19 protein-coding genes and 1 other RNA gene are annotated in these 19,015 nt (G+C 36.4%); 12 read left to right on the top strand and 8 right to left on the bottom strand.

The genetic code is table 11. From position 1 onward, the window contains the following. Positions 1-42 precede the first annotated feature (42 nt). From AAY42_RS00575 to AAY42_RS00555, 5 genes are all read left to right on the top strand, one after another. Complete coding sequence (locus tag AAY42_RS00575) at positions 43-1,443, top strand: tetratricopeptide repeat protein (protein ID WP_055392071.1); 1,401 nt, start codon at positions 43-45, stop codon at positions 1,441-1,443. Between the two features lie 35 nt (positions 1,444-1,478). Beyond that, positions 1,479-2,396: a polyprenyl-phosphate transporter gene (locus AAY42_RS00570; RefSeq protein WP_055392070.1), complete on the top strand. Its 918-nt coding sequence runs from the start codon at positions 1,479-1,481 to the stop codon at positions 2,394-2,396. Positions 2,397-2,410: 14 nt separating this feature from the next. Further along, positions 2,411-3,448, top strand: coding sequence for a DUF368 domain-containing protein (locus AAY42_RS00565; protein ID WP_055392069.1), 1,038 nt, complete (start codon positions 2,411-2,413; stop codon positions 3,446-3,448). Next, positions 3,402-4,160, top strand: a complete 759-nt coding sequence (locus AAY42_RS00560) for a shikimate dehydrogenase family protein (protein ID WP_055392068.1) — start codon at positions 3,402-3,404, stop codon at positions 4,158-4,160. Before AAY42_RS00565 ends, AAY42_RS00560 begins: the two co-directional genes overlap by 47 nt. A 137-nt stretch (positions 4,161-4,297) precedes the next feature. Then, a complete protein-coding gene (locus AAY42_RS00555) occupies positions 4,298-6,343 on the top strand; it encodes a DUF349 domain-containing protein (protein ID WP_055392067.1) in 2,046 nt (681 codons plus the stop codon). A 76-nt stretch (positions 6,344-6,419) separates the two neighbouring features. On the opposite strand, the gene AAY42_RS00550 is transcribed toward AAY42_RS00555, so the two are convergent. The 6 genes from AAY42_RS00550 to AAY42_RS00530 form a co-directional block, all read right to left on the bottom strand. Next, entirely contained in the window at positions 6,420-7,571 is a 1,152-nt protein-coding gene (locus tag AAY42_RS00550; protein WP_055392066.1) for an FAD synthase family protein, read from the bottom strand. A gap of 193 nt (positions 7,572-7,764) precedes the next feature. Further along, a complete protein-coding gene (locus AAY42_RS00545; RefSeq protein WP_055392065.1) occupies positions 7,765-8,184 on the bottom strand; it encodes a CBS domain-containing protein in 420 nt (139 codons plus the stop codon). Positions 8,185-8,256: 72 nt separating this feature from the next. Beyond that, positions 8,257-9,828, bottom strand: a complete 1,572-nt coding sequence (gene rny / locus AAY42_RS00540) for a ribonuclease Y (RefSeq protein WP_055392064.1) — start codon at positions 9,826-9,828, stop codon at positions 8,257-8,259. Positions 9,829-9,879: 51 nt separating this feature from the next. Continuing rightward, positions 9,880-9,989, bottom strand: a non-coding RNA gene (gene ssrS / locus AAY42_RS17870) — 6S RNA. A gap of 54 nt (positions 9,990-10,043) precedes the next feature. Then, the gene (locus tag AAY42_RS00535; protein ID WP_055392063.1) at positions 10,044-10,337 is read right to left on the bottom strand and encodes a cell division protein ZapA; all 294 of its coding nucleotides are present in this window, start codon (positions 10,335-10,337) and stop codon (positions 10,044-10,046) included. Positions 10,338-10,351: 14 nt separating this feature from the next. Continuing rightward, positions 10,352-10,642: a hypothetical protein gene (locus AAY42_RS00530; RefSeq protein ID WP_055392062.1), complete on the bottom strand. Its 291-nt coding sequence runs from the start codon at positions 10,640-10,642 to the stop codon at positions 10,352-10,354. 167 nt (positions 10,643-10,809) lie between these two features. Between AAY42_RS00530 and AAY42_RS00525 the strand changes: the two genes are divergently transcribed. From AAY42_RS00525 to AAY42_RS00515, 3 genes are read left to right on the top strand one after another with little or no spacing between them, the layout of a single operon-like run. Then, entirely contained in the window at positions 10,810-12,501 is a 1,692-nt protein-coding gene (locus AAY42_RS00525) for a M23 family metallopeptidase (RefSeq protein WP_055392061.1), read from the top strand. A 40-nt stretch (positions 12,502-12,541) separates the two neighbouring features. Then, positions 12,542-14,974 (top strand): TonB-dependent receptor, encoded by a 2,433-nt coding sequence (locus AAY42_RS00520; protein ID WP_055397655.1) that lies wholly within the window; start codon positions 12,542-12,544, stop codon positions 14,972-14,974. Between the two features lie 9 nt (positions 14,975-14,983). Then, on the top strand, positions 14,984-15,637 hold the full coding sequence (locus tag AAY42_RS00515; RefSeq protein WP_055392060.1) for a hypothetical protein: 654 nt from the start codon (positions 14,984-14,986) through the stop codon (positions 15,635-15,637). Here AAY42_RS00515 and AAY42_RS00510 read toward each other — a convergent pair. After that, on the bottom strand, positions 15,634-16,782 hold the full coding sequence (locus tag AAY42_RS00510; RefSeq protein WP_055392059.1) for a cysteine desulfurase family protein: 1,149 nt from the start codon (positions 16,780-16,782) through the stop codon (positions 15,634-15,636). The two genes, AAY42_RS00515 and AAY42_RS00510, sit on opposite strands and share 4 nt — an antisense overlap. A 110-nt stretch (positions 16,783-16,892) precedes the next feature. Between AAY42_RS00510 and AAY42_RS00505 the strand changes: the two genes are divergently transcribed. Further along, positions 16,893-17,411, top strand: a complete 519-nt coding sequence (locus AAY42_RS00505; RefSeq protein WP_055392058.1) for a hypothetical protein — start codon at positions 16,893-16,895, stop codon at positions 17,409-17,411. Here the strand turns inward: AAY42_RS00505 and AAY42_RS00500 are convergent. Next, on the bottom strand, positions 17,408-17,950 hold the full coding sequence (locus AAY42_RS00500) for a Smr/MutS family protein (RefSeq protein ID WP_055392057.1): 543 nt from the start codon (positions 17,948-17,950) through the stop codon (positions 17,408-17,410). The genes AAY42_RS00505 and AAY42_RS00500 overlap by 4 nt on opposite strands. An 86-nt stretch (positions 17,951-18,036) precedes the next feature. On the opposite strand from AAY42_RS00500, the gene AAY42_RS00495 reads away from it, so the two are divergent. From AAY42_RS00495 to AAY42_RS00485, 3 genes are read left to right on the top strand one after another with little or no spacing between them, the layout of a single operon-like run. Beyond that, entirely contained in the window at positions 18,037-18,354 is a 318-nt protein-coding gene (locus tag AAY42_RS00495) for a DUF2752 domain-containing protein (RefSeq protein ID WP_055392056.1), read from the top strand. A gap of 10 nt (positions 18,355-18,364) precedes the next feature. Then, entirely contained in the window at positions 18,365-18,691 is a 327-nt protein-coding gene (locus AAY42_RS00490) for a CCC motif membrane protein (protein ID WP_055392055.1), read from the top strand. A gap of 21 nt (positions 18,692-18,712) precedes the next feature. Further along, a complete protein-coding gene (locus AAY42_RS00485) occupies positions 18,713-19,000 on the top strand; it encodes a CD225/dispanin family protein (protein ID WP_055392054.1) in 288 nt (95 codons plus the stop codon). Positions 19,001-19,015: the final 15 nt, after the last annotated feature.

Genomic DNA, 19,015 nt, shown 5'->3' with positions numbered 1-19,015 from the left:
AAGGGCTAATTTTAAGTCCATAGTTAAACCAAAAACGTTCCTATGGCGTTAGATGCTAACGAATATCCTGAAAAATCCATCAGTAAATTTGAGTCTATGCTCAAAACAGACGATGTCTATTTTTTTGATGCGGAAGACTTTGAAGAAATCATTCACCACTATTTAAACAACGGAAAAATATCTTTAGGCAAAAAGGCCATTCAAATTGGCTTGGAACAACATCCCAACTCACTGGAATTAAAATTGTTGCGGGTAGAGGTTTTAGTTTTTGAAGATAAATACGAAGAGGCTGGAAAGATATTGGACAAACTTCAAAACATTGATGCAAACAACGAGGAAATCTATATTCAGCGTGCGAACATTCAATCCAAACAAGATAACCACCAGGAAGCAATAAACCTTCTTTTGGAAGCATTGCATTTGACTGATGACAGCTTCGATATTCATTCACTTTTAGGAATGGAATATCTTTTTATAGATGATTTTGAAAAGGCCAAACGTAGTTTCATGAGGTGTCTTGAATTTGATGAAACCGATTATTCATCGCTATACAATGTAGTGTACTGTTTTGAATTTTTAGAGGATTTTGATGGTGCAATTCATTATTTGAACGATTATCTACAGCGCAATCCTTATTGCGAAGTAGCTTGGCACCAATTGGGCAAATTGTACAACACCAAAGAACTGTATAAAGAAGCTATAACAGCATTTGACTTTGCCATTATTTCCGATGATTCCTTCATTGGGGCATATTTTGAGAAAGGAAAAGTACTTGAAAAACTGGGCAAGTACAATGAGGCCATAGAAAATTATGAAACTACAATATCCATTGAAGATCCAACATCGCATGCCTATTTGCGGATGGGGAAATGTCATGAAAAATTAGGGAATAACGATTTGGCAAAATATTATTATTACAACACTGTGCATGAGGACCCATTGTTAGACAAGGGTTGGCTGGCCATTACTGATTTTTATTACAAGCTTGAGAATTACGACAAAGCACTTTACTACGTAAACAAGGCCATTAATATTGATGGGGAAAATCCTTTATATTGGAAAAAAAGCGCTAAAATCTATTTTGCCCTAAACAATTTTGATGAGGCAGATTTTGCCTATAAACAAGCAGTTGATTTGGGTAATTACGAACTGGATACTTGGGAAAATTGGGCGGATACGCTCAGGAAATTGGGTGATTTTAGCTCTGCTGCGCATGTATTGATTCAAGGTATTGAGTTTTACCCAGAAAATGCAGCGCTTCTTTACAAATTGGCAGGGGTCTATCTAAAGAACGATAAGATTTTGAATGCCAAAGAAAAATTATCGGAAGCCATGCAACTTGATATTCAAAAATTACAAATATTTGAAGATGAGTTCCCAGAATTCAACAATATAAAATGGTTGAAAACCTTAGTTTGTGAAATTAAGAAAACCTCTACCTAATTAATTCCTCCACCTTTTTTTTAGCTATAAAATCAATGAAGGCACGCAAACTATTGGATTATGTGTTTATAACACTAAAGGGGATGGCCATGGGAGCCGCCGATGTGGTTCCAGGGGTTTCAGGGGGCACAATAGCATTTATTTCAGGGATTTATGAAGAACTCATAACCTCAATCAATACTATCAATTTTTCTCTTTTATCGACCCTAAGAAAAGAGGGCTTTAAGTCCTTTTGGAGCCAAATAAACGGTAATTTTCTGCTAGCACTTTTCCTGGGTATTTTTATTAGTGTCCTATCGCTTGCCAAATTTCTAAGTTGGCTGCTTGAAAATCATTCCATTCTTTTATGGTCCTTCTTTTTTGGGCTTGTATTAGCAAGTATATTTTTTGTGGGCAAGGAGATTACCAAATGGACAATAGGTACTGTAGTTATGTTTCTAATTGGTGCAGCAGTAGCTTATTTCATTACAGAACTTCCTCCAAATGAAAATGTGGAGAGCATCCCCTATCTTTTTCTTTCCGGTGCTTTGGCTGTATGCGCCATGATTTTACCGGGAATTTCAGGAGCCTTTATTTTAGTATTATTAGGTTCTTATAAAACCATTCTTGACGCAGTACATGAGAAAGACCTTAAAATTGTAATTACTGTAGCTTTGGGAGCCATTTTTGGTCTTTTAAGTTTTGCCAGGTTGTTGAAATGGATGTTTACCCACTATAAAAACTTAACGCTAGCACTTCTTACCGGTTTTATCCTTGGGTCATTAAATAAAATTTGGCCTTGGAAAAAAGTTTTGGAAACCAAGACTTTTGGTGATAAAACTATCGTAATTGATGATGCAAATATTTGGCCATCAGCCTTTGAAGGAGACAACCAACTAATATTTGCCGTAATCCTAGCTATAATCGGTTTTTCGCTTATTTTTATCTTGGAAAGATTAGCTTCCAAAAAATAAGTAAAAACTTTTGAATGCATCAGCCCAGAACGTTTATTGATAACTTCTTTTTGGTCATTAAAGGCCTTTGTATGGGAGCTGCAAACAAGGTGCCCGGTGTTTCAGGAGGCATTGTAGCTTTTGTTGGGGGTTTTTATGAAGAATTTATATACTCGCTTCAAAAAATCAATTCCAAAGCATTCAAATTATTGCTAAATGGTAGGTTCAGGAGTTTTTATCAATATACCAACATCAACTTTTTAATGCTTCTTATACTTGGAATGCTGATTAGTTATTTCAGTGTTTCAAGAGTCCTAGATTATTTTTTGGAGCAAAGGGAACTCTTTGTATGGGCTACTTTTTTTGGTATGATCCTGGGTTCTATCTATTACATTTTCAAAGATTTTAATCATTGGAACAAAAGGACCATCCCGGCGGGAATAATAGGCTTACTTATCGGTATTTCCATAAGTTTTTTAAGCCCGGCGAAAGAAAACGATAATTTGTTCTTTATTTTTTTCTGCGGAATCATTAGTGTATCTGGGATGACATTACCTGGGCTTTCCGGCTCCTTCATCCTTATCCTTTTGGGTAATTATGTTTTATTATTGGTTGATTCCGTGAATGCATTGTATGATACCTTCTCAGAGGTTTTTTCAGGAAATTATAGTTTTCTTGATAATCCAAAACGAATGGCAACCCTTAAAATACTAGCTGTTTTCACCTTGGGTTCAGCTACAGGATTGGTTACTTTTTCGCATCTATTGAGTTTTTTGCTCAAGCATTATAAAGCGATTTCAACAGCGGTAATTATTGGTTTTATCACAGGCTCACTTGGTGTTGTATGGCCATGGAAACGGACAATGTTCAAAGTAGATGAATTTGGATTTACATTGCTCGATAGCAATGGGGACAAAATTCCGCTTAATTATGAGCGGTACCTCCCAAATTTTGCGGATTCTGAAACATGGTGGGCTTTGTTTTTTGTAATAATAGGAATTTTGGTATTATTGATTTTGGATTGGTATGGAAAAAATAGAAAAGAAAGAAAACAGGTACGGCCTGCTAGGTAAGGAAATTTCATATTCTTTTTCCCAAGCCTATTTCACAAAAAAATTCGAAGATGCTGGAATGGTCAATCACAGTTATGAGAACTTTGATATTCCGACAATTTCACGATTTGAAGCCATAATCGCACAAAAAAATATTAAGGGAATCAATGTTACTATTCCCTATAAAGAGCAAGTAATTCCATATCTATCCCATTTGGACCCAAAAGCGGAAAAAATTGGTGCTGTAAATACGGTAAAGTTCACACAGAATGGCCTAAAAGGATACAATACAGATGCCTTTGGTTTTCAAAAATCCATGGAGCCTTTACTAAAACCTCATCATACCAAAGCTCTTATTCTTGGAACAGGGGGGGCATCAAAAGCTATCCGCTTTGTTTTGGGTGAATTGGGAATTGAACATACCTACGTTTCTAGGACCAAAAAGAAAAATCAGTTCACTTACGAAGAATTAAACCAGAAAATCATTGAGGAACATACACTCATAGTAAATTGTACTCCTTTGGGCACTTATCCTGATATTGATGAAAAACCGCCTATACCGTACTCCTATCTTGGAAAAAAACACTTTTTGTTTGATCTTATCTATAATCCAGAAATAACGTCGTTTTTGGCAGCTGGTAAGGAAAAAAATGCAACTATCTGTAATGGACTGAAAATGTTAGAGTTACAAGCAGAGAAGTCATGGGAAATTTGGAATTCCAGTGAAAAATAGCAAGTAGTAAACAGTTTTGACCAATACGCACAAAGCAATACTTAAACAAAAGAAGAATTGCTACTTTTGTTATTGGCCGATTTAGTTGCTAACTTGGCTATAATTATCATCAATCCAAAAAGGAAAAGAAACTACTCATGCAGGAAAATGAACAAAAACTTCAGGAAACTGAAGGTGGCACTGAGCATAACGTGGACACAACGAAAACACCATTGGAAGAAAGCCCCATTTCTGAACCCAATACGTCCGAGGCTGCTGTGCAAGAAAATATAGAGTCTCCCATTACAGCAACCGAAGATAATTCGGAGGAAAAAACTGGTGAAGACAGTCCAAAATCCGAGGAATCCGATAGGGTAATAGAAGAAATTGAAGAGTCCAATGCGGAAGATGCAGAAGATGTTGACAATCAAAAAAGGCATCATATCCCTATGTTGGACTATCATGCTATGTCGCTGGAAAACTTGGTGGGCGAACTACAACGTTTGGTCAAAAATGAAAAAGTCCAAGCAATAAGTAAGCATGTAAGCTCCATTAAATACGAATTTGATCAGAAGTTCCAAGAATTTTTAGAGCATAAAAAAGAGGAGTTTATTGCCTCTGGTGGAAATGAAATAGATTTTAGGTACAATTCAGTTTCGAAAAGACAATTTAATGAGGTTTTTTCTGAGTTTAGAGAAAAACGAGATCAGTATTATAAGCAACTGGAACAAAACCTTAAAAGTAATCTTCAAAAGCGATTGGAAATAATCGAGCAATTGAAGGGTCTTGTAAACGTTGATGAGGATATTAACACCACCTACAAAAATTTTAAGGAGTTACAAGAAAATTGGCGTAATGCGGGTCCTGTTCCCCGAAATAGCTATAATGATGTATGGCGAACATATCACCATCACATGGAAATCTTTTATGATTTTTTGCATCTTAACCGAGAACTTCGCGATTTAGATTTTAAACACAACCTTGAAGAAAAATTAAAATTGGTTGAGCGAGCTGAAGCATTGGCCAATGAACCAGACCTTGGAAAAGCCTTTCGCGAACTACAGACGCTTCATAAAATTTGGAAAGAGGATATTGGACCTGTTGCCAAAGAACAACGCGAAGAAGTTTGGGGACGGTTTAGTAATGCAACAAAGGCCATGCACCAACGTAGACAGGAGCACTACCAAGAGATGGAAAAGGTCTATGAAAAGAATCTAGAAAAAAAAGAAGAAGTTATAACCTCAATATTATCCATAGCCAATAATGTGACAAATAATCATAGGGCGCTCCAACAACAGATAAAAGAAGTGGAGGTTTTACGGGATACTTTTTTCAAGGCTGGGAAAGTACCACAAAAAGTGAATGAGCAAACTTGGAGTGCATTTAAGGATGCTGTTCGTACATTCAATAGAAATAAGAATTCCTTTTACAAAAATCAAAAAAAGGAACAACTAGAAAATCTGGAAAAGAAAAAAGCATTGCTTGAACTTGCCCTTGCCCTTAAAGATAGTGATGATCGAGAAATGGCTACTCCAGAAATGAAACGTATACAAAGTGAATGGAAAAAAATAGGCCATGTACCCAGAAGGTATTCAGATAAAATTTGGAATGAATTCAAAACTGCATGTAACCACTATTTTGACCAACTGCATGCAGAGAAAAACGAAGCTCAAAAGGGAGAATATGAGAATTTTGAAAAGAAAAATGCATGTTTGGAACGATTAAAATCATTTCAATTAACTGGTAATACGGAAAAAGATCTTGCAACTCTGAAAAAGTTTATGTCAGAATGGAAGACACTTGGTCGAATCCCCTACAACAAAAGGCACATCAATGGTAAGTTCAACAAAATTGTAGATGCGTTACTTAGAAAATTAGGGGTAAGCAGACAAGAATCCGAGCTCTTAAAGTATGGGGATAAAATGCAGGAATTGGCAAAATCCGATAGTGATATTGCCATTGGAAATGAACGCATTTTTATCCGCAGAAAAATAGATGAAAGTAAAGCTGAAATAAGACAGCTGGAAAACAATCTTCAATTTTTCTCACACGCTTCAGAAGATAATCCGGTAGTAAGGGAAGTTATAAAAAATATAGATAAGCATAAAGAATCTCTAGAAACTTGGCAAGCCAAGTTGAAAAAGTTGAATATTCTTAAAAACAACCTTAACAAAGAGGAAGAGGCCTCTGCAGAAGAAGAATAATTGAAATTGGCACAACTTCCTTCCTCATTCAGAATATAAATTGTTTTTAATTAGATTATCTAAAGAGAATAGAGAATTATAAAACCTCCTTTCTTCGAATATTTATGCGCATTGCACCGTCTATGGGCTCATCAGAAACCAAAAGTAAATAACCGCCACCTCCAGCTCCTGCCAACTTCCATGCAAGGGTCTTTTCTTTATACTTTGCAATTTCTGCATTAACCCTGTCATTAACCATAGCAGGGAACATTGTAGTTTGTGCATTAAAGGATTTTAAAAACCCTTTAGCGAATTTTTCCAAATCCTTCTTTTTAATAGCTTCCCATACCTCATCGGCAGCATTTGCAAGGGATTTTACATTTTCTTCATTAATATATGTTTCCTTTAAAAGATCAAGACCCGGTTCCCGTGGCCATAACATCACCATATAAATATGATCTTCGAGCCAAGAAAGTATTGATTCAGAATGAATGGATTCAAATTTAAGGGGCCAATATTCATTATCATAATAATGTCTAACCAGTCCAGGCATACATATACCAATTGAATCTTGTGCTCCAGAAATTAGTGTTGAGCCCGGTGTGTTTTCAAACTTAAAAAGTATTTCGGCCAGTTTTTCCGGTTTTTCCATTGGTAGATAATAAGGCCATATTTTTTTTGCCGCATTTCTGGTCGAAGTGGACATACCACATCGTTCATTGTATTCTATAATAGGTTCCAATGATAAAGTGATGGCCCAACCTGGGTTATATTTTGAAACATAGGGCTGATCTATCCATGTACCTGCCAAGTCTATCCTATAGGGTAAAGAACAGTTTCCGGCAGATCGTATTGCGGTTGTTGATCGCGGAGGAAGTCCTGCATCTGGAACCCGCTTTAGGTTTTTTAGTTCAATGTTTAAGGTATTGCACAACTCTTCCTTTGCAGGTGAGAAGCCATCTTCATTCACAACAAAATAATCTGGTTTAAGTTCTTTGAGGTCATCTTCAAAATCTAAAATTCCTGAACCCTTATTGACAAAAGCCTCTTTTACATATTTTATGGCATTTATCAAATAGAGTCTTTCCTGTTCTGAATTTATGGTTTGTCTACCTTTTAATTCTTCTATGGTAGAATCTGAACCTATTCCAACATACAGGTCACCATATGATGCCGCTTCTTTAAAAAAAGCCACATGACCGCTGTGTAACATATCAAAACAGCCAGATACAAATACCTTTTTATTCATTACCAATTTAATTTTGATGGAAGTTTAGTTTTCCTAAACAATTCTTATAAAACAATTGGAGGCAAAATATTTCATTAAAAAGAACCTAACAACTAATATCGTATAAAGACAAATTTCTTGGATTATGGGTCTATTAGACCCAAGTTTTGGATATAGAAAGATGAGAAGAGTTAGATATTTGAATTAAAAAGCATCAATACAACCCAAGTAAATAATTGATTAAATCTGTAGTGGTAACCAAACCCAATAATTTTCCATCATCTACAATGGGTAAAGCATGAAATTCTTTTTGCGCTAAAAACTGGGCCACCTCTTTTATTGTAGTATTGGATGGTACACTTATAACATCTCTTGCCATTACTTGTGAAATGGTGAACATATTGTATACCATGGTGTCCACGGTTTGTTCATGTTCATCCACAGCATCTGCAAAACTTATCCGTAAAAGGTCTGTATAACTCAACATACCGATAATTGTATTTCCATCAACTATGGGGATATGTCTTATGTTATGCTTTTTAAAAACCTCCTCGGCAGTTACTAAATCATCATTGACGGTTAGGGTAACCAAATCCTTGGTCATTATTTCAGAAACAGGTACTCGCTTTTTCATGTTTGATAGTTTTTAATCTATCAATGAAGTTAGCCCGTTCTCTTCTATAAAAGCATGATAATTATCAGTATACTATTTAGCAACATTCACCGATCTGGTCTCCCGAATTACGGTGACTTTCACCTGCCCTGGGTAGGTCATATCTGTTTGGATTTTCTGCGATATCTCAAAAGAGAGTTCAGCGGCTTTATCGTCACTCACTTTTTCACTTTCTACAATTACACGAAGTTCTCTACCAGCCTGTATTGCATATGCCTTTTGAACCCCATTGAATCCAAATGCAATATCCTCTAAGTCCTTTAAACGCTGTATATACGAATCCAACACCTGTCTTCTTGCACCTGGACGCGCACCACTAATGGCATCGCAAACCTGTACTATAGGGGAAATCAATGTGTTCATCTCAATCTCGTCGTGGTGGGCCCCAATAGCATTACAAACTTCCTTCTTTTCACCATATTTTTGCGCCCATTGCATTCCAAGAATGGCATGTGGTGTTTCAACTTCCACTTCAGAATTGGGTACTTTTCCAATATCGTGTAGCAAACCAGCACGTTTGGCAATCTTAGGATTTAATCCCAATTCAGCAGCCATAACACCGCAAAGTTTTGCAACTTCTCTTGAGTGTTGTAATAGATTTTGACCATAGGAAGAACGATATTTCATGCGACCAACAGCCTTTATCAGCTCTGGGTGCAAGCCATGGATTCCCAAATCAATAACAGTGCGCTTGCCAATCTCAACAATTTCTTCGTTGATTTGTTTTTCCGTCTTTTTAACGATCTCTTCGATACGGGCAGGATGAATTCTACCATCAGTAACCAAACGGTGCAAGGAAAGTCTGGCCACTTCTCTTCTAACGGAATCAAAACAAGAAAGAATTATTGCTTCTGGAGTGTCATCCACAATAATTTCAACTCCTGTAGCAGATTCCAAAGCACGAATATTTCGACCTTCACGACCTATGATTCGGCCTTTAACATCATCCGATTCTAAATTGAATACAGAAACACAATTCTCAACAGCTTCCTCTGTCCCTATTCGTTGAATGGTATTAATGACTATTTTACGGGCTTCTTGTTGGGCAGTCAGTTTGGTTTCTTCCAAAGTGCTTTGAAGATAGGCCATTGCATCTGTCTTTGCAGTTTCCTTTAGCGATTCCAACAATTGGCTTTTGGCATCTTCAGCAGAAAGGCCAGATATTACTTCTAATTGCTGAACCTGACTTTTATGTAATTTTTCAGTTTCCGAATATTTTTTGTCAAGAATTTCACTTTTATGGCTTACCTCCTTTATCTGCGATTGTAATTGTTCATTAAGCTTTTTATTCTTAGCAAGCTCATTGCTGATCTGGGATTCTTTATCTCTTGTACGCTTTTCCGCCTCGGCTATCTTCTTATCCTTATTTATGATTACTTTTTCATGTTCAGCTTTTAATTCCAAGAATCGCTCCTTGGCCTGAAATATTTTGTCTTTTTTTATGTTTTCTCCTTCTTTGTTTGCCTGTTTTATGATATCGGCAACTTCCTTTTTGGCATTGGAAATAGTTTTTGAAGCTTTGCCCTTCTCCATCATTTTGGCAATTACAAAACCTATTGCCAACCCAACAACAGCAGCTACAACAATTATAATAGTATTATCCATGTTGATTATGTTTGGTTAAAAAAAAAGCCCACATTAGCCGAAGTTTTGTACAAACTCCAAATTACAGGTTTAGGGCTAACAAGCTGCTCAAGAATCCCTATACAGGTAGGGCCCGCTTTTACAACTTAAACTCACCCTTTTCAAATATAATAGTGTTGAGTTTGTCAAAAAATAATTACCAATGTGGGCAGTAACGATATTTTATTTAAAAGAACTTATTCGCCAAGCTTAGAATGTACCAAATCATCTAGAGCTCTTAAACGCTCAAATGCTGCTTTGGTATTTTCCGATTGATCTAGTCCGCCTTGCTCAATTTTAGATGCAAATTGAAGGGCACACATAGCCAAAACATCTTGTTTATCCCGTACAGCATAGTTTTGCTCAAATTTTTTGGCCAAATTATCAATGTTTTTGGCCGCTTTACGTAAACCTTCCTCTTGTTTGGGGTCTATCGTCAATGGATATACCCTATCTGCAATGGAAAGCTTTATTTTGAGCTTCTCCTCCATATTTAGTTTACAACCTAATCCGCAAGTTTGGCAATGCAAACATCAAGTTCGCGAATCAATGTATTTATCTTAAGCTTAGCTTCTGTTTTACTTGTATTACTACCCAGCATCGTGTTTGCCATTTTTAGGGAATTGTATTTGTCTTCCCATTCTAAAACGACGTTCTGTTTAAGTTGGTTTTCCTCCTTTGCAAGGTTCAACTCCTCTTTTAATTTGGAATTGGCATGATGCAACAATTCTAACTTGTGCAAAAGCTTGCTTACCTTATTTTCCAAAGAATCAACAATCTCAACTAGTTCGCCCATATGCAAACAACAATGCGTATTACACAAAGTTAACCAACCTTGTTTAACCTCGCAATACTTTTAGGATTTATTCTCAAAGTGAACCTTACTGCTCTTTTAAAGCTTTGTAAAAAAGCCTTTCCAAATCAAAACATTGGTTATTTTCGTAAGTAATTATAAACCCAGATATGCGCTTTCACTTTTTTGGAGTCCTATTTTCACTATCATTATGTCTTACTTCACAAGAAAAATACCCACAGGATGCATTTCAATCCCCAATGGATATTCCATTAATTTTAGCGGGTACCTTTGGAGAATTACGTTCAAATCACTTTCATGCAGGAATAGATATCAAAACCCAACAAAGGCAAGGATTACCGGTATTTTCAATTGCTGATGGAACTATTACCCGAATAAAGATATCGCACTGGGGTTATGGCAAGGCGATTTATATAGCACATCCCAATGGTTATACCTCCGTGTATGCACATCTTAAAAAATTCAGTCCTGAAATTGAAGCTTATATAAAAAAAGTACAGTACCAAAAACAGTCCTATGAAGTACAGGTTTTTCCAGATTATGGGGAACTAAAGGTAGCTAAGGGTAGCGTCATTGCTTATTCAGGAAATACAGGTGGTTCTTCCGGGCCACATCTTCATTTTGAAATACGTAGCAGTGTTACCGAAAAGCCTACTAACCCCCTACTTTATGGCTATGACATACGAGATGCCACCAATCCGTCATTGGTTGGGCTTTTTGCTTATCCCCTATCTGATAATGCCGTCGTAAATCAAAGTGCAAAAAAGATACAGCTCAATTTTACCCAACAATCCGATGGTACATTTTTAGCGGATAAGGTCACTGCAATTGGAACCATTGGTTTTGGTTTTAATGGATTTGACCGCCAAGATATGGCCGCAAACAAAAATGGGGTCTATGCCGTAAAACAAATAGTAAACGGAAAAGTATTTTCGGAATATAACTTTGAAACGTTTTCCTTTGGAGAATCAAGGTATATAAATACATTAATCGATTATTCCCATTTTGGAAAGTTCAGGCAACGCATACAAAAATGTTTTAAAGAGCCTTTCAATCATTTAAGCATCTATAAAACCCTTTACAATAATGGTAAAATAGATATAAAAGAAGGGCTGTCTTATACTGTTGAGTTGAATATCTCTGATGTGGAAAACAATGTCACCAAACTTATTATTCCTGTGGATGGCAAGAAAGAAAATACGAAAATCAATAAATATGATGCGAAAACTGATGACTTTATCCTAGCGGACAAACCAAATAATTTTGATTTAGAAGCTGCCAAAGTCTATTTCCCTGCCAATACCTTCTATGAGGATTTTTATATTGATCTGAAAAAAGGCAAGGATACCGTTACAATTCATGACAATAGTGTGGCAGCACATCGAAACTTCACCATCAGTTTTGATGTTTCCAAATACTCAAAAGAAGACCAAAAACAACTTTTCATTGCACGGTTAAGCAAGAACAAAGAGCCTTTGCACTCCAAAACATATAAACGCGATGCCTCATTTACAACACGCACACGCACATTTGGAACCTATACTTTGGTGAGAGATAGTATTGGCCCTACCATAAAAGCAAAGAATTTTAAAGAAAAACAGTGGTTGAGCAATTACAGTTACTTAAGCCTGGAGATTTCTGATGACCTTAGTGGCATTGCTTCATACAGTGCAACCCTTAACGGGGAGTGGATTCTAATGGAGTATGAACCTAAAACAAGGACCATTACATATAATTTTGACGACAAGATTCTAAACAAGACGCAATGCAATCTAAAAGTCGTCGTTACAGATAATGTTGGCAATTCCAATGTTTTCGAGCGCACTTTTTTCAAAAAATAGTGTATTGACCTATTCAAAAGCCCTAATTGCGATATTTTTAATGCTTCCGTGCTTTCTGGCACAAGGTCAGACAGCAACTATTGCCGGAACGATACTTGATGAAAACAATGTCCCGATACCAAATGTAAACATTACTTCCAAAAATCAAGGGACTGCCTCCAATGCTACCGGATATTATATACTCCAACTAACCTCAGATACCAAAAACACCATAACTTTCTCACATTTGGGCCACAAGAAAGTTATACTGGAAAATTTGATTTTAAGCACAAATGAAACCTTTGAGTTTAATCCTGTGATGAAAATAGATGCTATTCAGGTGGCTGGAGTGGATGTGTCTCCAACAGGCAAAAAAAATGTGGCGGGAATTACCACTGTTGCTCCTGAAATTGTTCGTAAAATACCAAGCGCCAATGCCGGCGTTGAGAATATATTAAAGCTATTGCCCGGAGTTTCCTTCAACAATGAGCTAAGTACCCAATACAATGTTAGAGGGGGCAATTTTGATGAGAACTTGGTATATGTTAATGGGATTGAAGTATACCGTCCTTTTTTAGTGCGCTCTGCACAGCAAGAAGGACTTAGTTTTGTAAATAGCCATATGATAAGAGGTTTGGAATTTTCTTCCGGTGGATTTCAAGCCAAATATGGAGACAAACTCTCTTCCGTTTTGGACATTACCTATAAAAATCCAACAGATTTTGGATTACGATTGGAAGGAAGTCTTTTGGGAGCTGCCATTACATTGGAAACCGTATCAAAAAACAAGAAGTTTTCAAGTATTACGGGAGTGCGTTACAGAAACAATAGTCTGCTTGTAAACAGTCAACAAACTCAAACCAATCTTACCCCCAAATTCCTTGACGTTCAAAGCTATCTTACCTATCGGTTTTCCAAAAAATTCCATTTAAATTTTTTAGGAACCTATTCCATAAACGATTATGAAAACGAGCCGTTAACAAGACAAACTAATTTTGGGACTTTAAATGACCCAAGAGCCTTGCTTGTTTTTTATCAAGGAAGAGAGAACAGTAAATATGAAAACGTTCTAGGGGCGTTGAAAGCCGATTATGTTATAGATGATACTATTAAATTAGACATAACCTCTTCACTTTACCATACACAGGAGGAGGAATTCTCAGATATTATCGCTTTTTACGAATTAGGGGAGGTAGAAACCAATCTTGACAGTGATAATTTAGGAGAGGTTACTACATCTCGAGGAGTTGGTTCCCAGTTTAACCGAGCAAGAAATCAACTGGATGCACTTATTTTTAATTTTTCGCATCGTGGTAAATACAATAAGGACGGTAAATCTTTGGAATGGGGCCTGAAATTTTCCCATGAGGATATACGTGATCAACTTAGAGAATCGGAATTTATTGATTCAGCAGGATTCTTGATTCGCCCAGCGGAGCCTCCCGTAGTAAATAATCAACCAGAAGAACCCTTCACTGGGGACATCGTGGCTTTTGAAAGTGTGCAGGCCATAAATTTTGTAAAGACAAACAGATTCTCTGGGTTTGTTCAATATGGGCATCATACCAAACTGAAAAACCATGACATTTATTTTAATTTGGGCGTACGAGCACAACATTGGATATTAAGCGGTGAAGGCTTTGATAAAAATGCACAGACACTATTTAGTCCAAGAGCACAGTTTTCCATTAAACCCGACTGGGAAAAGGACATTCTGTTCCGATTTGCCCTGGGAAGTTACCAACAACCACCTTTTTACAGAGAATTGCGCGATCTTACTGGGAATATTAATCCAAACGTTGAAGCCCAAAAATCCATTCATTATGTTTTGGGAAGTGAATTCAGTTTTAATCTTTGGGATAGGCCCTTTACCCTAATCAGTGAAGCGTATTATAAAGATTTAAGTAATGTAAATCCATATACAATTGAAGATGTTAGGGTTAGATATGCTGCTCTAAACAATGCTGAGGCCTATGCCTACGGATTCGATTTTAGGCTTATAGGTACTTTTGTTCCTGGCGCGGAATCATGGGTTAGTGTTGGTTATCTTCAAACCAAGGAAAATATTGATGAGAGGGGATATATTTCCCGACCCACTGATCAGCGGTTTAAGCTCGGTGTCTTATTTCAAGATTATGTTCCCACCATACCAAATTTAAAACTATACCTTAACCTGGTTTACAATACTGGAGTTCCAGGAGGTTCGCCCAATAACGCGGATCCTTATGATTTTCAGAATAGATTAAGAGATTATAGAAGGGCGGATATGGGAATTTCCTATATTTTTGCGGACAATAGAAATCAATATCCTAAAGGACATTGGTTACACAGGTTTAAAGAGTTGAGTGCAGGTTTTGAGATTTTTAATATGTTCAACAACCAAAATTCCATTACCAATACATGGGTTCGGGACGTTGATACACAAGCACAATTTGCCGTACCCAATTTTTTGACAAGCCGTATTCTCAACATAAGATTTGGAATGCGATTTTAATTTATGTAGATGAAAAAAATTCTGGCTTTTATTGCATTTTTAGCTGTTACATTGGTTACCGCCCAAAAAAACATCTATGAAAATAGACGGTTTGATGAGCTTACCGAAGACCATCAACTATTGGCCATTGTGCCTTTTATTGCAAATTTGGATCTAAAAAGGAATGTAAATCAGGAAGAATTAAAAGGTTTGGCAAAAAAAGAAGGCTATGCCGTACAAAATGCCCTTGAAACTTATTTTTCAAAACGTAAAAAACGTAAAAAATTCAATGTAGAGTTTCAAAACATTAAAAATACAAACGCCATCCTCTCCCAAAATGATATCACCTATAACAATCTGGATATATACACTGTAAAGGAACTTTGTAAAGTTTTAAAGGTTGATGGTATAATCAGTGGGAACCTTAGTTTAAATATTTTACTTTCAAAAGGAGTCCCCACGGATTTTAACCTATTGGACTATTTTAGTGGAGATGCCAATTATGGAAGGATTGGGGTAAAGGTCAGTGACGGGAATTCCGGGAAACTTCTTTGGAAATATGAAAAAGCCATCACCAAAAAAACCGGAAAAAATACCACAGAGCTCATTGATAGAATGATGAAATTGGCTTCCCGTAAATTTCCATACGACAAAGAGAAGAAACAACGGAAAAATAAAAACTAGCTTTCGGCAAACTCCTTAAGGACTGCAATGGTATAGTCCAACTCCTCTTTAGTATTGTATTTGGAGAATGAAAAGCGCAAAGAGGGTTTTTCCAATTCCTCTTCGGGCAAAATCTGCGAAAGTACATGTGAGCCCAAGTTACTACCAGATTGGCATGCACTACCTTTGGAACAGGCTATTCCCTTCATATCCAAATGAAAAAGCAACATTAACCCTTTTTGCTTATCAAATGGTAAACGAACATTGACCAGCGTGTACGTGCTTTTATCCATATCCCCAGAAAAACCATTAAAAATCGCATCCGGGATTTCTTGCTGTACTTTTTCCAAAAAATAGCGTTTCAATTCCTTAACAAATTCGGTTTCTTTCTCCAAACCTTCATAAGCTTTCACAAAAGCTTCTTCCAATCCAACTATATTATGGAAAGGTTCTGTCCCCGCTCTAAAACCTCGTTCTTGGGCACCACCAAAAATCATGGGTTTCAAGCCTGAGTTTTTTCGAATAAATGCAAACCCTATACCTTTTGGACCATGGAATTTATGTGCTGCTGCAGTGAAAAAATCAATATCTATTTTTTGAACATCCCAAGGATAGTGACCTACCGACTGTACCGTATCTGAATGAAAGAGTGCGCCATTTTCTTTACATAATTCACCGATCTGGCCAATATCTATAATATTTCCTATTTCATTGTTCACATGCATCAAACTGACCAATTTCTTGGAATCATCCTCCCTCAAAAGTGTCTTTAGATGATTCAGGTCTGGATTACCGTTTTCATCCAAATCCACAAATTCAAGTGAAACGCCGTACTCCTTTTCCAATTCCTCCGCAGTATGCAGTACCGCATGGTGTTCAATCTTTGAGGTAATGATTGTCTTAATTGCTAAATCTCGAACTGCACATCGTAAAATCATATTATCAGCCTCCGTACCCCCAGAAGTAAAAATAATTTCAGATGGTTGCGCATTTAATGTTTTGGCAATGTTCTTCCTGGCTTTCTCAACAGCTGTCTTGGCCGATCTGCCGTAACTATGGGTTGATGATGGGTTACCGTAAAATTGACCCAAAGCTTCCTGCATTTTGGCTATAACCTCATCTCGTACCTGAGTAGTTGCCGCATTATCCAAATATACTTTTTGCATGATTTAGCTATCATTTTAGGAAGGTCAAAAATAGTTGAAATAAAGTTAATTTCTTTTAAAGTATTTCTAAGTGTTAGGCTAATGAACAGGAATTCCTTTAAATTTGGCGCATGAGAAAATTTTTCTTTTCAGCTTTGGTTTTAGTTACGTTTTTTTCCTGTGGAGATGGTGATTTACAGATTGAAACCATAGATTTTGATAGTATTTCAATTCAGTATTGTGATGACCCTGTTGCAAGTTCAAACAACATCTTGTTTAAAATCAATGGAGATGAAGCTTTAATATTGAATTTACAAAGCGGGGCTTTGAACAATGGTGTTGTGGGAGACACCATTACGACTGAAAGTGCGGTATCCAGTCAATCCACAATTACATACCGTATTTTTTCTGACGATGTAAGTTCCGATTATTTCTGCGATGATATTCCATTGGCCACTCCTACGGTAGTTGATGAAATTGAAGCTGAAGATGGGTCAGTGTTCATTGAAACTATCATAGATGCTGACACGACCAATTATGTTCACACAATAACTTTAAGTGGCATTTCATTTGTAACCACTTCAGGTGAACGTATTACCAATTTGACGATTGATGAGTTTGGAGAGGTAACAACAACTATTCCCAACTAAACATTCTGAAAAATATAAACCTCGGTAGCCCCAAGTCCATATTTTTGATAATCCGCATCATAAAATTTTAGATTATCATATTTTCTGAAAAGGTAATACAGCTCTTCTTTTAGGATACCTTCACCCACCCCATGAATGAAAACTACTTTTTGAATACGTTTCCTTATGGCAAAATCAAGTTGCCTTTTTGCCGTTTCCAATTGTAGGTTGAGCATATCAAAATTTTCAAGCCCTTTGGTTGACTTCACAAGTTGGTTGATATGCAAATCCACCTCCATCTTGGGAGCATTTCTTTCTTTAGGTTTTAAGGCTGATACAACGCTCTTTTTAGGAAGTTCCTTCTCTTTTTTAACCTTTGCAATTTCAAAATTTGAAACATTGAAGTCATCTTTTATTTTGACCAACTCTTTCGAAGCATACCGCATTGGAAAACCATCAATAGTCTCTAAAGTAATCATATCGCCATCCATAGATAGCACTTGCCCAGCTATGGCCTCATCCAGTACCTCTACCCTATCACCTATCTTAAAGTCAGCCATGCTGTGGTTTTCTTGTTAAAAATATTTTGAGAAGTTTAACATTAAGTGCAAAAATAATAGTATTTTTCTTCCCGTTAATTGCAATCATGCTTCAACAACCAATCCTAATTTTGCTCAATGCAAAAAACTATATGCTACCCTGCTTAAATAAGAGGTTGTTTGGTATTGATTGTCCTGGCTGTGGTTTACAACGCTCGGTACATTTACTTTTTCACGGAGAATTTTTAGCCGCGTTTAAAATGTATCCCGCTATTTATCCAATTCTTGCACTATTGATATTTCTAGTTTCCAACATTTTTATGAAACTTAAATACGGGCATCAGATAAAGTTATTTTTAATGTTGCTTACCGCAGGAACTATTATACTTAGCTATATTATAAAAATGAATAACCTATTTACTTAAAAACTTAATTATGGAACAACAAAAACTCCCAAACTCAACATTGATTCTGGTTTTTGGAATTATTTCAATTGTTACCTGTTGCTGTTATGGTATACTTGGATTAATTTTTGGAATCATTGCCTTGGTTTTAGCCAATAAAGCAACTAAAATTTATATGGAAAACCCTGAAATGTATGAAGACTTTAAAAATGTGAAAACAGGGAAAATACTTGCTATTATTGGTATTATATTAAATGTTCTTTTTCTTATTTACATTATATGGGCCATATCTTTCTTTGGATGGGAATCCTTACAAGATCCAGAAAAATTGCAAGAAATTTTAGAACAATATCAATAATTATATATTTAATCAACCACAATGGAAAATAATACGAACATGCCGCCAAAACCAGACAATTATTTGGTTTGGGCCATTTTAAGTACAATATTTTGCTGTATCGCCACAGGAATAGCAAGTATTATTTACGCTTCTAAAGTTAATGAAGCCTATGCCAGAGGCGAATATGAAGAAGCTCAAAAAGCATCAAAGAATGCAAAAATGTGGGCGCTTATAGGATTAGGTTTTGCTGCTGTGATATGGATAATCTATTTCGCCATATTTGGGTTTGCAATTGCAGGAGGTCTTGCCAACGCCGGAAGTTATTAATAGAACATTTTTACT

The sequence above is a fragment of the Flagellimonas eckloniae genome (assembly GCF_001413955.1).
Lineage (GTDB): Bacteria > Bacteroidota > Bacteroidia > Flavobacteriales > Flavobacteriaceae > Flagellimonas > Flagellimonas eckloniae.
Note: the sequence above shows the minus strand (reverse complement) of the source record. Positions and strands in the feature narration are given on the sequence as shown.

What these genes read in the sequence shown, in the direction of transcription:
- AAY42_RS00545 (WP_055392065.1), bottom strand. Translation starts at nt 8,184, where the DNA reads ATGAAAAAGCGAGTACCTGTTTCTGAAATAATGACCAAGGATTTGGTT.
- AAY42_RS00530 (WP_055392062.1), bottom strand. Translation starts at nt 10,642, where the DNA reads ATGGGCGAACTAGTTGAGATTGTTGATTCTTTGGAAAATAAGGTAAGC.
- AAY42_RS00510 (WP_055392059.1), bottom strand. Translation starts at nt 16,782, where the DNA reads ATGCAAAAAGTATATTTGGATAATGCGGCAACTACTCAGGTACGAGAT.
- AAY42_RS00525 (WP_055392061.1), top strand. Translation starts at nt 10,810, where the DNA reads ATGCGCTTTCACTTTTTTGGAGTCCTATTTTCACTATCATTATGTCTT.
- AAY42_RS00505 (WP_055392058.1), top strand. Translation starts at nt 16,893, where the DNA reads ATGAGAAAATTTTTCTTTTCAGCTTTGGTTTTAGTTACGTTTTTTTCC.
- AAY42_RS00485 (WP_055392054.1), top strand. Translation starts at nt 18,713, where the DNA reads ATGGAAAATAATACGAACATGCCGCCAAAACCAGACAATTATTTGGTT.
- AAY42_RS00570 (WP_055392070.1), top strand. Translation starts at nt 1,479, where the DNA reads ATGAAGGCACGCAAACTATTGGATTATGTGTTTATAACACTAAAGGGG.
- AAY42_RS00575 (WP_055392071.1), top strand. Translation starts at nt 43, where the DNA reads ATGGCGTTAGATGCTAACGAATATCCTGAAAAATCCATCAGTAAATTT.
- AAY42_RS00550 (WP_055392066.1), bottom strand. Translation starts at nt 7,571, where the DNA reads ATGAATAAAAAGGTATTTGTATCTGGCTGTTTTGATATGTTACACAGC.
- AAY42_RS00560 (WP_055392068.1), top strand. Translation starts at nt 3,402, where the DNA reads ATGGAAAAAATAGAAAAGAAAGAAAACAGGTACGGCCTGCTAGGTAAG.
- rny (WP_055392064.1), bottom strand. Translation starts at nt 9,828, where the DNA reads ATGGATAATACTATTATAATTGTTGTAGCTGCTGTTGTTGGGTTGGCA.
- AAY42_RS00490 (WP_055392055.1), top strand. Translation starts at nt 18,365, where the DNA reads ATGGAACAACAAAAACTCCCAAACTCAACATTGATTCTGGTTTTTGGA.
- AAY42_RS00535 (WP_055392063.1), bottom strand. Translation starts at nt 10,337, where the DNA reads ATGGAGGAGAAGCTCAAAATAAAGCTTTCCATTGCAGATAGGGTATAT.
- AAY42_RS00515 (WP_055392060.1), top strand. Translation starts at nt 14,984, where the DNA reads ATGAAAAAAATTCTGGCTTTTATTGCATTTTTAGCTGTTACATTGGTT.
- AAY42_RS00555 (WP_055392067.1), top strand. Translation starts at nt 4,298, where the DNA reads ATGCAGGAAAATGAACAAAAACTTCAGGAAACTGAAGGTGGCACTGAG.
- AAY42_RS00500 (WP_055392057.1), bottom strand. Translation starts at nt 17,950, where the DNA reads ATGGCTGACTTTAAGATAGGTGATAGGGTAGAGGTACTGGATGAGGCC.
- AAY42_RS00495 (WP_055392056.1), top strand. Translation starts at nt 18,037, where the DNA reads ATGCTTCAACAACCAATCCTAATTTTGCTCAATGCAAAAAACTATATG.
- AAY42_RS00565 (WP_055392069.1), top strand. Translation starts at nt 2,411, where the DNA reads ATGCATCAGCCCAGAACGTTTATTGATAACTTCTTTTTGGTCATTAAA.
- AAY42_RS00520 (WP_055397655.1), top strand. Translation starts at nt 12,542, where the DNA reads ATGCTTCCGTGCTTTCTGGCACAAGGTCAGACAGCAACTATTGCCGGA.